Origin of the sequence: Citrobacter sp. TBCP-5362 (genome assembly GCF_005406305.1) — a bacterium.
Classification (GTDB): Bacteria; Pseudomonadota; Gammaproteobacteria; order Enterobacterales; family Enterobacteriaceae; genus Citrobacter_B; species Citrobacter_B koseri.
This window is the reverse complement of the sequence record NZ_CP040234.1, coordinates 3053004-3065454: the sequence shown is the minus strand read 5'-3', so window position 1 is coordinate 3065454 and position 12451 is coordinate 3053004. Positions and strand designations below refer to the sequence as shown.

The 12451-nt window shown below is 54.4% G+C and carries 11 protein-coding genes and 5 tRNA genes; 14 read left to right on the top strand and 2 right to left on the bottom strand.

What is annotated here, in order from left to right; all coding sequences use genetic code 11:
• Positions 1-22: 22 nt before the first annotated feature.
• From pal to pnuC, 9 genes are all read left to right on the top strand, one after another.
• Complete coding sequence (gene pal / locus FD428_RS14665) at positions 23-541, top strand: peptidoglycan-associated lipoprotein Pal (protein WP_003022983.1); 519 nt, start codon at positions 23-25, stop codon at positions 539-541.
• Positions 542-550: 9 nt separating this feature from the next.
• On the top strand, positions 551-1339 hold the full coding sequence (gene cpoB / locus FD428_RS14660) for a cell division protein CpoB (protein ID WP_012133241.1): 789 nt from the start codon (positions 551-553) through the stop codon (positions 1337-1339).
• A gap of 164 nt (positions 1340-1503) precedes the next feature.
• Positions 1504-1579: transfer RNA gene (locus FD428_RS14655), tRNA-Lys, on the top strand.
• A 35-nt stretch (positions 1580-1614) separates the two neighbouring features.
• Positions 1615-1690 (top strand) — tRNA-Val (locus tag FD428_RS14650).
• A gap of 3 nt (positions 1691-1693) precedes the next feature.
• Positions 1694-1769 (top strand) — tRNA-Lys (locus tag FD428_RS14645).
• A gap of 146 nt (positions 1770-1915) precedes the next feature.
• Positions 1916-1991, top strand: a tRNA-Lys gene (locus FD428_RS14640).
• Positions 1992-2123: 132 nt separating this feature from the next.
• Positions 2124-2199, top strand: a tRNA-Lys gene (locus FD428_RS14635).
• A 397-nt stretch (positions 2200-2596) separates the two neighbouring features.
• Positions 2597-3640 carry a quinolinate synthase NadA gene (gene nadA, locus FD428_RS14630; RefSeq protein WP_024130522.1) on the top strand — a complete coding sequence of 348 codons (1044 nt, stop codon included), beginning with the start codon at positions 2597-2599 and terminating at the stop codon, positions 3638-3640.
• 24 nt (positions 3641-3664) lie between these two features.
• Positions 3665-4384 carry a nicotinamide riboside transporter PnuC gene (gene pnuC, locus FD428_RS14625; RefSeq protein ID WP_047458055.1) on the top strand — a complete coding sequence of 240 codons (720 nt, stop codon included), beginning with the start codon at positions 3665-3667 and terminating at the stop codon, positions 4382-4384.
• Here the strand turns inward: pnuC and zitB are convergent.
• Positions 4381-5322 carry a CDF family zinc transporter ZitB gene (gene zitB, locus FD428_RS14620; RefSeq protein ID WP_114848501.1) on the bottom strand — a complete coding sequence of 314 codons (942 nt, stop codon included), beginning with the start codon at positions 5320-5322 and terminating at the stop codon, positions 4381-4383. The two genes, pnuC and zitB, sit on opposite strands and share 4 nt — an antisense overlap.
• 112 nt (positions 5323-5434) lie before the next feature.
• Positions 5435-5809 carry a YbgS-like family protein gene (locus tag FD428_RS14615; protein ID WP_110494523.1) on the bottom strand — a complete coding sequence of 125 codons (375 nt, stop codon included), beginning with the start codon at positions 5807-5809 and terminating at the stop codon, positions 5435-5437.
• A 315-nt stretch (positions 5810-6124) separates the two neighbouring features.
• On the opposite strand from FD428_RS14615, the gene aroG reads away from it, so the two are divergent.
• The 5 genes from aroG (at position 6125) to FD428_RS14590 (ending at position 12379) form a co-directional block, all read left to right on the top strand.
• Positions 6125-7177 carry a 3-deoxy-7-phosphoheptulonate synthase AroG gene (gene aroG, locus FD428_RS14610; protein ID WP_012133235.1) on the top strand — a complete coding sequence of 351 codons (1053 nt, stop codon included), beginning with the start codon at positions 6125-6127 and terminating at the stop codon, positions 7175-7177.
• 183 nt (positions 7178-7360) lie between these two features.
• Positions 7361-9529, top strand: coding sequence for a TonB-dependent siderophore receptor (locus FD428_RS14605; RefSeq protein ID WP_114848500.1), 2169 nt, complete (start codon positions 7361-7363; stop codon positions 9527-9529).
• 11 nt (positions 9530-9540) lie between these two features.
• Positions 9541-10527 (top strand): ABC transporter substrate-binding protein, encoded by a 987-nt coding sequence (locus FD428_RS14600; protein ID WP_114848499.1) that lies wholly within the window; start codon positions 9541-9543, stop codon positions 10525-10527.
• Positions 10524-11606, top strand: coding sequence for an iron ABC transporter permease (locus FD428_RS14595; protein WP_052194398.1), 1083 nt, complete (start codon positions 10524-10526; stop codon positions 11604-11606). The genes FD428_RS14600 and FD428_RS14595 overlap by 4 nt, the downstream gene beginning before the upstream one ends.
• Complete coding sequence (locus tag FD428_RS14590; RefSeq protein WP_058668799.1) at positions 11603-12379, top strand: ABC transporter ATP-binding protein; 777 nt, start codon at positions 11603-11605, stop codon at positions 12377-12379. The genes FD428_RS14595 and FD428_RS14590 overlap by 4 nt, the downstream gene beginning before the upstream one ends.
• Positions 12380-12451 lie beyond the last annotated feature (72 nt).

Here is a 12451-nt window from a genome sequence, read left to right as displayed (position 1 = left end):
GATTAGTAAAGGAATCATTGAAATGCAACTGAACAAAGTGCTGAAAGGGCTGATGATCGCTCTGCCTGTTATGGCAATTGCTGCATGTTCTTCCAACAAGAACGCCAGCAATGACGGCAGCGAAGGCATGCTGGGTGCAGGCACTGGTATGGATGCGAACGGCAGCGGCAACATGTCTTCTGAAGAGCAAGCGCGTTTGCAGATGCAGCAATTGCAGCAGAACAACATCGTTTACTTCGATCTGGACAAGTACGATATCCGTTCTGACTTCGCGGCAATGCTGGATGCGCACGCTAACTTCCTGCGTAGCAACCCGTCTTACAAAGTCACCGTAGAAGGTCATGCGGACGAACGTGGTACTCCTGAGTACAACATCTCCCTGGGCGAACGCCGTGCTAACGCTGTTAAGATGTACTTGCAGGGTAAAGGCGTTTCTGCTGACCAGATCTCCATCGTTTCTTACGGTAAAGAAAAACCCGCAGTACTGGGTCACGACGAAGCGGCTTACGCTAAAAACCGTCGCGCCGTACTGGTTTACTAAGAGAATTGCATGAGCAGTAACTTCAGACATCACCTGTTGAGTCTGTCGTTACTGGTTGGCATAGCGGCCCCCTGGGCCGCTTTTGCTCAGGCGCCAATCAGTAGTGTCGGCTCAGGCTCGGTCGAAGACCGCGTCACTCAACTCGAGCGTATTTCGAATGCTCACAGCCAGCTTTTAACCCAACTCCAGCAACAACTCTCTGATAATCAGTCCGATATTGATTCCCTGCGTGGTCAAATCCAGGAAAGCCAGTATCAGCTGAATCAGGTTGTTGAACGACAGAAGCAGATCCTGCTACAGATGGACAGTCTGAGCAGCGGTAGCGCAGCGACGCCGTCGGCGGGCGGCGAGCAAAGCGGGGCGGCAACCGCAACACCTGCGCCTGGCGCGGGCGCGGCGACGTCAGGCGCGCCGGTACAAAGCGGCGACGCCAATACCGATTACAATGCGGCAATTGCTCTGGTGCAGGATAAGTCCCGCCAGGATGATGCGATTGTGGCGTTTCAGAACTTCATCAAAAAATACCCGGACTCAACTTATCAGCCGAATGCCAATTACTGGCTCGGCCAGTTGAATTACAACAAGGGTAAAAAAGATGATGCCGCATTTTATTTTGCCTCGGTAGTCAAAAACTACCCGAAGTCACCAAAAGCGGCTGACGCGATGTACAAAGTCGGCGTCATCATGCAGGACAAAGGCGACGCGGCAAAAGCCAAAGCGGTTTATCAGCAGGTTATCAGTAAATACCCTGGCACTGATGGCGCAAAACAAGCGCAAAAACGTCTTAACGCGATGTAATGCACACCACGCGACCAGAAATCGCGTTATTTCTGGTCTCGTCGTGCGATTCCTAAGCAGTTGAGTGATCTACATCGAAATTTTTGTTGCGCTGAAATCTGAAATCAGTAATATATGCCGCCGTTGCCAGGGGATATCAAACAAACCGAAAGCAGCGCAAAAGTGGGTCGTTAGCTCAGTTGGTAGAGCAGTTGACTTTTAATCAATTGGTCGCAGGTTCGAATCCTGCACGACCCACCACTTTAAAGATGGAAACATCTTACCAGCGTAGTATCGGGTGATTAGCTCAGCTGGGAGAGCACCTCCCTTACAAGGAGGGGGTCGGCGGTTCGATCCCGTCATCACCCACCACTCGGGTCGTTAGCTCAGTTGGTAGAGCAGTTGACTTTTAATCAATTGGTCGCAGGTTCGAATCCTGCACGACCCACCAGTTTTAGCATCACACTCAGATGTTAAGCGTGAAGGATAACGTTGCATCAGCAACGGCCCGTAGGGCGAGGCGAAGCCGAGTCATCCTGCACGACCCACCAATTTAAAAATTGGTGCCGAGTAAAATCTTTCAGGTAACACCCGTATGGGTCGTTAGCTCAGTTGGTAGAGCAGTTGACTTTTAATCAATTGGTCGCAGGTTCGAATCCTGCACGACCCACCAGTTTTAAAGGTGGTTACTGGTAGAGAACGTGAAGGATAACGTTGCGTCAGCAACGGCCCGAAGGGCGAGGCGAAGCCGAGTCATCCTGCACGACCCACCATCCTGAATGATTAAGCAGTAAAATCCCGCAAGGGGTCGTTAGCTCAGTTGGTAGAGCAGTTGACTTTTAATCAATTGGTCGCAGGTTCGAATCCTGCACGACCCACCAATTTTAACATTGCACTCAGATGTTAAACGTGAAGGATAACGTTGCGTCAGCAACGGCCCGAAGGGCGAGGCGAAGCCGAGTCATCCTGCACGACCCACCAATGTAAAAAGGCGCCCTAAAGGCGCCTTTTTGCTATGCGCAGAATTTGTGCCTGATGGCGCTGCGCTTATCAGGCCTACAGCGATACACTCGTTCAGGTCGGATAAGACGTCAGTCGGCGACCCGTAGGCCGGATAAGGCGCTTGCGCCGCCATCCGGCATTATCAAGCGCAATTGTTGTGACTTTTGCCAGCCAATCGGCTATCTTGTTTAGCATATAAAACAAATTTAACCGATTGTGGCGTGGGTTACGCTTTATATCGGTTATTTCGTTAAGCCAGTAAAACGAGAAAGCATGATGAGCGTAATGTTTGACCCGGAAGCCGCAATCTATCCGTTTCCGCCGAAACCGACCCCGCTAAGCGTGGATGAAAAGCAATTCTACCGCGAGAAAATCAAACGTCTGCTGAAAGCGCGCGATGCCGTCATGGTGGCGCACTATTACACCGATCCCGAAATTCAGCAACTGGCTGAAGAAACCGGAGGATGCATTTCCGACTCGCTGGAGATGGCGCGATTTGGCGCGAAACATCCTGCCTCCACGTTGCTGGTCGCTGGCGTCCGTTTTATGGGCGAGACGGCCAAAATTCTCAGCCCGGAAAAAACCATCCTGATGCCGACTCTACAGGCGGAATGCTCGCTGGATCTGGGTTGTCCGATTGACGAATTTAGCGCGTTTTGCGACGCCCACCCGGATCGCACAGTAGTGGTTTACGCCAACACGTCTGCTGCCGTCAAAGCCCGCGCTGACTGGGTTGTTACCTCCAGTATCGCTGTTGAACTGATTGAACATCTGGACAGTCTGGGTGAGAAAATTATCTGGGCGCCGGATCGCCACCTGGGACATTACGTGCAAAAGCAGACCGGCGCGGATGTGCTCTGCTGGCAGGGGGCCTGTATCGTTCATGATGAATTTAAAACCCAGGCGTTGACCCGGATGAAAGGTTTGTACCCGGATGCCGCCGTGCTGGTGCATCCTGAGTCGCCACAATCGATTGTCGATATGGCGGATGCCGTCGGGTCTACCAGCCAGCTGATTAATGCCGCCCGCACGCTGCCGCATAAGCAGCTTATTGTGGCGACCGACCGGGGCATTTTCTATAAAATGCAGCAGGCGGTGCCTGATAAAGAGTTGCTTGAAGCGCCGACAGCCGGAGAAGGGGCGACCTGCCGTAGCTGCGCGCATTGTCCGTGGATGGCGATGAACGGCCTTAAGGCGATTGCTGAGGGGTTAGAGCAGGGCGGGCAGGCCCATGAGATTCACGTTGACCAGGCGTTGCGAGAAGGGGCGCTGCTGCCGCTCAACCGTATGCTGGAATTTGCGGCTACACTACGAGCGTAAAACGTAAAACGCTCTGGGGGAAAGATGGATTTTTTTAGCACACAGAACATTCTGGTTCATATTCCAATTGGCGCTGGCGGTTACGACCTGTCATGGATTGAAGCTGTTGGCACCGTTGCGGGTTTGCTGTGTATCGGGCTTGCCAGCCTGGAAAAGATCAGCAACTATTTTTTCGGCCTGATTAACGTGACGCTATTCGCGATCATCTTTTTTCAGATCCAACTCTACGCCAGCCTGTTGCTTCAGGTATTTTTCTTTGCCGCCAATATTTACGGCTGGTATGCCTGGTCCCGCAAAACAAGCCAGCATGAGATTGAATTGAAAATTCGCTGGCTGCCGCTGCCAAAAGCGCTGGCTTGGCTGGCGGTATGCGTGGTGGCGATAGGCCTGATGACCGCGTATATCGATCCGGTATTTGCTTTCCTGACTCGCGTCGCCGTCAACCTGATGCAGGCGCTGGGATTGTCGGTCGCCGTACCGGAGTTGCAGCCTGATGCCTTCCCGTTCTGGGACTCCTGCATGATGGTGCTGTCGATTGTGGCGATGATCCTGATGACGCGCAAGTACGTCGAAAACTGGCTGCTGTGGGTGATTATCAACGTGATAAGCGTGGTGATCTTCGCACTGCAAGGCGTCTATGCGATGTCGCTGGAGTATCTGATCCTGACCTTCATCGCCCTGAATGGCAGCCGGATGTGGATCAACAGCGCGCGCGAACGAGGCTCACACGCGCTTTCCAGTTAGTGGTGATGGTGCGAATGGCCGGATAGCCCCTGATTCAGGTGGCAGTCCAGCCCGTTGCACGGCTGATATTCCATCTGAATGGTGGCGTGCTCAATCTGGTAATGGTGAATCAGGAAATGCTGGATGCGCGCCAGCAACGCGTCATGATCGTGCGGCGGGATCACCTGCACATGCAGCGTCATCACGGGTTTTTCTCCTATCATCCAGACATGGACGTGATGCACATTGCGTACTTCGGGAATATCCCGGCTGAGATGGCGACGCAACGCCGCGATATCCAGCGAAACCGGCGCGCCTTCCAGTAATTCATTTACGCTGTCTTTTAACAGACGCCAGGCGCTGCGTAACACCAGTATGGAAACCAGGATCGAGAGAATCGGGTCCGCTGGCGTCCAGCCTGTCCAGATGATAATCAGTGCGGCAAAAATGGCGCCGACCGATCCCAGTAAATCCCCCATCACATGCAGCGCGGCGGCACGCACATTGAGGTTTTTTTCTTCATTCCCCCGGTGCAGGAGCCAGAACGCGAACACGTTGGCGAGCAAACCCGCCACTGCGATAGTCATCATCATGCCGCCTGCGACAGGGCGTGGCGTATAGAAGCGCTGAATGGCTTCCCAGACGATTAAAAGGGTAATCACCACTAATGCAATGGCGTTAACAAACGCGGCCAGCGTTGTCAGTCTCAGCCAGCCGAAAGTGTGGCGAATGGTTGGAGGACGCCGGGAAAACTGTACGGCCATCAGAGCGAACAACAGGGCTGCGGCATCGGTAAGCATATGCCCGGCATCGGCCAGCAGCGCCAGCGATCCTGAAAGAATGCCGCCCACCACTTCAACCAGCATAAATCCGGCGGTGACACAAAATGCGAACAGCAACCGACGCGCGTTCTTATCTTCCGGCAGATGCGAAGCAGTATGAGAGTGTGAATGTGCCATCGTGTCATCCCTTTGTTATTTTCATTATTACTGTATGACATCATACAAGTTTTGGGCTGACAAAATAAAAAGGAGAGCGTCAGCTCTCCCGTTACCTGGCCTTTTTTCAGGCTTACTGCGTGGTGCCATCGGTTTTAGTATCAACGTCGTTGTTGATGCCGTCGCCGGTCTCTACTTTCTTATTCACGTCCGGGCAGCGGCCGTCCTTACACATGGTGTTTTTATGCACTTCATCGGAGGTCATGCCGTCGTGGTTCATTGATGAGCCATCCGGGTGAAGCATGGTGCCGCCGGAATTAATCTGGCTGTTGTCCACATTGTTTGGCGCGATGTTTTCGCGGGCGTCAGGGGCGACCTGTCCGGCATCCGCCGAAGAGTTTGCCTGTCCGTTGTTGGACTGCGTATTCGCGTCGGCGGCCAACGCTGCGCCACTGGCAAGGCTGAGTATGGCAGTAAGAAAAAGTGTGGCCAGTTTTGTCATTTTCATAAGATGCTCCTGTTATGGTCGATATGTCGGATAACTCTTCCAACAGTGCATGTGCCAGTAAAATCTCAGAGAGGGGTTAAAGATCCCGCACTGGCGATTTAGCCCAGCAGAGAATCTTGAAAAAACTCACAAAAAGAGTGTTTGCAGTTAAAAATTGTAGGTTAGATCTCGTTTTTCGCTACTTTCTGGCGTTTTTTTTCCTAATTCCAGGATTAGTCCGTTCGAAGTGTAAAAGTCAGTTTACACTTTTTAGCCAAAGAGATAGATTGAAGGGATTGCATTTAATTAGATAAGTATGGCAACACTGGAATAATCATGAATTATCAGAACGACGATTTACGTATTAAAGAGATCAACGAGTTATTACCGCCAGTCGCACTCCTTGAAAAATTTCCCGCTACAGAGAATGCAGCAAACACCGTTGCCCATGCCCGCAAAGCGATTCATAAAATCCTGAAAGGGAATGACGATCGCCTGCTGGTGGTGATTGGGCCGTGCTCAATTCATGATCCGGTTGCCGCCAAAGAGTATGCCGCTCGTTTAATGACGCTGCGTGAAGAGCTAAAAGGCGAGCTTGAAATTGTCATGCGCGTCTATTTTGAAAAACCGCGCACCACGGTGGGCTGGAAAGGGCTGATCAACGATCCGCATATGGATAACAGCTTCCAGATTAACGATGGCCTGCGTATTGCCCGCAAGCTATTGCTCGACATTAACGACAGCGGATTACCTGCTGCGGGTGAGTTCCTTGATATGATCACCCCGCAATACCTGGCGGATCTGATGAGCTGGGGCGCGATTGGCGCACGTACCACGGAGTCTCAGGTACACCGCGAGCTGGCCTCCGGTCTTTCCTGCCCGGTCGGCTTTAAAAATGGCACCGACGGCACCATCAAAGTAGCGATTGACGCCATCAATGCCGCCGGTGCGCCTCACTGCTTCCTCTCCGTCACCAAGTGGGGGCACTCCGCCATTGTGAATACCAGCGGCAACGGCGACTGCCACATTATTCTGCGTGGAGGCAAGGAGCCAAACTACAGCGCGCAACATGTGGCAGAAGTAAAAGAAGGTCTTGCTAAAGCGGGGCTTGCGCCGCAGGTTATGATCGATTTCAGCCATGCGAACTCCTCCAAACAGTTTAAAAAGCAGATGGACGTTTGTGCGGATGTTTGCCAGCAGATTGCGCGTGGCGAAAACGCGATCATTGGCGTGATGGTGGAAAGCCATCTGGTGGAAGGTAATCAGAGCCTGGAAAGCGGCGAACCGCTGACCTATGGTAAGAGCGTTACCGACGCCTGCATCGGCTGGGAAGATACGGATGCGCTGCTGCGTCAGTTGTCGAATGCGGTGAAAGCCCGTCGCGGATAATTCCTCCTGCCAACGCACGTTGCGCAATTGAAAAACCGGCAAATCAGGCCGGTTTTTTTCTACTAACTGTTTGTAATCCAAAAGAGTTAGTTCTTTGTTTAAAAGTTTTGATGTGATCGTGATCAACTTTTTACACTTATATCGGTCGTAATATAAATTTTTACATAACGATTGATAATACAAATGAATAAGCCCACTCAACTGGCAACGCTGTTGCCTCTTCTCATTTCCCTGGCGCCGCACAGCGCACATGCGGCAAACACCTCTGAAGATGAAATTATCGTCACCAGCCAGCCTTCCGCCGATACCACGCATGCCGCTTCCGGCGCTGGATTCAAAACCAATGATATCGATGTCGGGCCGCTGGGCAATAAGGCCTGGGTTGATACACCGTATTCGACCACGACCGTCACCAAAGAGATGATTGAGAACCAGCAGGCGCAAAGCGTGAGCGAACTGCTGAAATACTCGCCCAGCACACAAATGCAGGCGCGCGGCGGCATGGATGTCGGCAGACCGCAGAGCCGGGGGATGCAGGGCAGCGTGGTTGCCAACAGCCGCCTGGATGGGTTGAACATCGTCTCAACCACCGCTTTCCCCGTTGAGATGCTGGAACGCCTGGATGTGCTCAACAGCCTGACCGGCGCGCTGTACGGCCCGGCAAGTCCGGCCGGGCAGTTTAATTTTGTCGCCAAACGCCCAACGGAAGAGACGCTGCGCAAAGTCACTCTGGGTTATCAAAGCCGGAGCGCCTTCACCGGGCATGTTGATTTGGGCGGACACATTGATGATGACAACCGTTTTGGCTATCGCGTGAATGTGCTGAATCAGGAAGGTGAAGGGAATCTGGATGACAGTACGCTGCGCCGTAAGTTGCTTTCCGTGGCGCTGGACTGGAATATTCAGCCAGGCACGCAATTGCAGCTGGATGCCAGCCACTATGAGTTTATTCAAAAAGGCTATCCGGGAAGCTTCAGCTATGGCCCGAACATTAAATTACCTTCCGCCCCCGATCCCAAAGATAAAAATCTGGCGCTCAGCACGGCCGGGAACGATCTGACAACCGACACGGTGAGCACGCGTCTTATTCATTATCTCAATGATGACTGGTCCGTAACGGCAGGCGTTGGCTGGCAGCAGGCGGATCGTGCGATGCGTAACGTATCCAGCAAAATTATCAATAACCAGGGCGATATCAGCCGTTCGCTGAAAGACTCTACTGCCGCAGGACGTTTTCGCGTACTGAGCAATACCGCCACGCTTAACGGTCATGTTGATACCGGTTCTGTCGGGCATGATATTGCGCTCTCGACCACCGGTTATGTCTGGTCGCTGTACAGTGCGAAAGGGACGGGGCCGTCTTATAGCTGGGACACCACCAATATGTACCACCCCTCTGAGATGTACGAAAAGGGCGATGGCAAAATCATAACCGGTGGGGATCGTTATAAATCCAGCGTCAACACGCAACAGAGCATTACCCTTGGGGATACCGTGACTTTCACGCCGAAATGGTCGGCGATGTTCTGCTTGAGCCAGAGCTGGATTCAGTCGCAGAACTACAATAAAAGCGGTCATAAAACCGGCCAGATTGATGAGAACGGTTTAAGCCCGAATGCGGCGTTGATGTATAAAATCACCCCGAATGTGATGGCCTACGTCAGCTATGCGGAGTCGCTGGAACAGGGCGGGACGGCGCCAACCAATAGCGACGTGAAAAATGCCGGGCAAACCCTCGACCCGTATCGCAGCAAACAATATGAGATGGGGCTAAAAGCCGATGTCTCCGGGATGAATCTGGGGGCGGCGCTGTTCCGTCTTGAGCGTCCATTTGCCTATGTCGATCCCGGCGACAATGTCTATAAGGAACAGGGGAACCAGGTCAATAACGGTCTGGAATTGACGGCCTCCGGTAATGTCTGGCAAGGGCTGAATATCTACAGCGGCGTGACGCTCCTCGATCCGAAACTGAAAGATACGGTGAGCGATACCACCAGCGATAAACGGGTGGTAGGCGTACCGAAAGTACAGGCGAACGTGCTGGCGGAGTACAGCTTACCGTCGATGCCGGAATGGGTATACAGCGCTAACGTTCATTATACCGGCAAGCGTGCCGCCAACGATACCAACACCGCATGGGCCAGCAGCTACACCACCTGGGACCTGGGCACCCGCTACACCACGAAAATCAGCAACGTGCCGACCACCTTCCGCGTGGTGGTTAACAACGTGTTCGATAAGCACTACTGGGCATCAATCTTCCCGTCAGGCACCGATGGCGATAACAGTTCACCCAGCGCCTTTATCGGCAGCGGGCGTGAAGTTCGCGCCTCCGTCACGTTTGATTTTTAAAGGATGGAGTCATGACGCTAACCCGCATTTTCCCCGCGCTGGCCTGGCTGGTGGCGGGGAGCCTGTTTGCCGCGCAGCCGCACAGCGATGTGCGCATCGCTTCGCCGTGGCCGGCGCAAAACACCATCATCACCATGCTGGGGTATGGCGATAATATTGTTGGCACGTCGATGATTGCAAAGACGATTCCGCTTTTTCGCCAGAGTCTGCCGCATATTGAGAATGTCGCCGTTGTCAGCGTCAACAGCGGTCACGAACTGGACCCGGAGCAGATCATCTCGCTCGGTACGCAACTGCTGTTTGTGCCGAAATCGATGACGGTGCCGAGGGCGTCGCTGCTCCAGCAGGCAGGGGTGCGCGTACTGGCGTTTGAGGCGAACTCCATGCAGGCGCTGACCGCCAGGGTGCATAAAACAGCGGAGGTGCTGGGGCCGGATGCGCAGGATAAAGCGCAGCGGTATCAGCAGTATTTTGACCGCAATGTGGCGCGGGTAAAGGCGCGCTTAAGCGATCTTCCTGAAGATCAGCGAATGACCCTCTATCACAGCATGGGCAATCCGCTGACCACTTCCGGCAGGCCGTCGCTTAATCAGGACTGGATGGATCTGGCCGGTGCAAAAAACGTCGCCGAGCGCTGGTTTAGCCACAAGCAAAACCGGACGGGGGAAGTCGCTCTTGAGCAGATTGTCGCGGCAAATCCGGCGGTGATTGTCGCCATGAATAAGCGGGATGCGGATGCCATCCTGACTTCTCCCCAGTGGGCGCAGGTGGACGCCGTGATTCATCATCGCGTGTATGTGAACCCGAAAGGGATGTTCTGGTGGTGTCGGGAGACCAGCGAAGAGGCGTTACAATTCCTCTGGCTGGCAAAAACGCTCTACCCGCAGCGCTTTGCCGATGTGGATATGCGCAAGGAGACCCGCCGCTTTTACCAGGACTTCTTTGGCATTACACTCAGCGACGCGCAGATTAGCGATGTGCTCAATCCGCCGAAATGACTCTACAGGTAAGGAACGTTATGTCGCTATCCGCTAATGCTCCGTCGATCGACGATCGCTACCGTCTTGTGGTACGCAAGCGGTTGATGCTGGCGCTGCTGATTATTGCGGCGATAGTCGCCTCGCTGGTGCTGGACTCTACGCTTGGCCCGTCTGGTCTGTCGCTCGGCGAGCTCTGGCAAACGCTGCTGCACCCGGCAAGCGTTAATGCGGGGACGCGCGTTATCGTCTGGGATATCCGTTTACCCTATGCGCTGATGGCGTTACTGGTGGGAATGGCTTTGGGGCTGGCGGGCGCCGAAATGCAGACAATCCTGAACAACCCGCTGGCGAGTCCGTTCACGCTGGGCGTTTCTTCCGCAGCGGCCTTTGGCGCTGCGCTGGCGATCGTGTTGGGTATCGGCATTCCCGGCGTTCCTGCCGCCTGGTTTATTCCCGCGAATGCCTTTGCTTTTGCGCTGCTGTCCGCCCTGCTGCTGGACGGGATTACTCGCTGGACGCGCGTGGCGACCTCTGGCGTGGTGCTGTTCGGTATCGCGCTGGTGTTTACCTTTAATGCGCTGGTGTCGATGATGCAGTTCGTTGCCGATGAGGACACGCTACAGGGGCTGGTGTTCTGGACGATGGGCAGCCTGGCGCGCGCGTCGTGGGAAAAGCTCGGCGTGCTGGCGTTGGTGTTTGCCATTGTGCTGCCGTGGTCGATGCGTAGCGCCTGGCAATTGACGGCGCTACGGTTGGGGGAAGATCGGGCGATGAGTTTTGGCATTGACGTGCGGCGCCTGCGCCTGTCATCGCTGCTGCGCATCAGCCTGCTATCGGCGCTGTCGGTGGCGTTTGTCGGGCCAATCGGTTTTATCGGTCTGGTCGCGCCGCACATTGCGCGAATGCTGTTTGGTGAAGATCACCGGTTCTATCTGCCGGGCAGCGTGTTGACGGGGGGGCTGGTGCTGTCGCTGGCCTCGATCGCGTCGAAGAATATTGTTCCTGGGGTGATCATCCCGGTAGGCATCGTAACGTCGCTGGTGGGTGTGCCATTCTTCCTGAGCATTATTTTGCGCCACCGGGGGAGCATGTCATGAGCGGGTTGATCCTCAAGGGAATAAGCGCCGGTTATCCGAAACATCCGGTTATTCACGATCTCAGCGTGCCTGAGCTGCCGCGCGGTAAAATTACCGTTCTGCTGGGGCCGAACGGCTGCGGGAAATCAACGTTATTACGCGCGCTGGCCGGGCTGAATAAAGCCCGTGGCGAGGTCATGCTGGACGGTGAGAACCTGATGTCGCTGCCGTTTGCCCGGCGTGCGGAAAAGGTGGTGTTTTTACCTCAGTCGCTGCCGCAGGGCGTACATCTGCATGTGCTGGAGTCAATTATCGTGGCGCAGCGGGCGTCCGGCGGGCGGGATGGCGCGAACAGCCACTCGCAGGTGCTGGCAATCCTGGATCAACTCGGCATTGCGCATCTGGCGCTGCACTATCTTGACCAGCTTTCCGGCGGCCAGCGGCAACTGGTGGGGCTGGCGCAGTCGCTGATTCGCTACCCGGAACTTTTGTTGCTGGACGAGCCGCTTAGCGCGCTGGATCTGAACTATCAGTTTCACGTTATGGATCTGATCGCGCGGGAAACGCGGGCGCGCAATATGGTGACGGTTGTGGTGGTGCATGACATTAATATCGCGCTACGCCACAGCGAACATGTGCTGATGCTGAAGGAGGGCAAACTGGTGGCCAGCGGCGCGCCGGAAGCGGTTATTACCGCAGAAAGCCTGGCGGAAGTGTATAACGTTCGGGGTCGTGTGGAACGTTGTTCACAGGGCAGGGCGCAGGTGGTGCTCGACGGGGTTATCGGGGTTTAAGTGCATGTATTGCCGGATGGCGGCTTACGCCTTATCCGGCCTACAGGACGCATATTGCCAACCCGTAGGCCC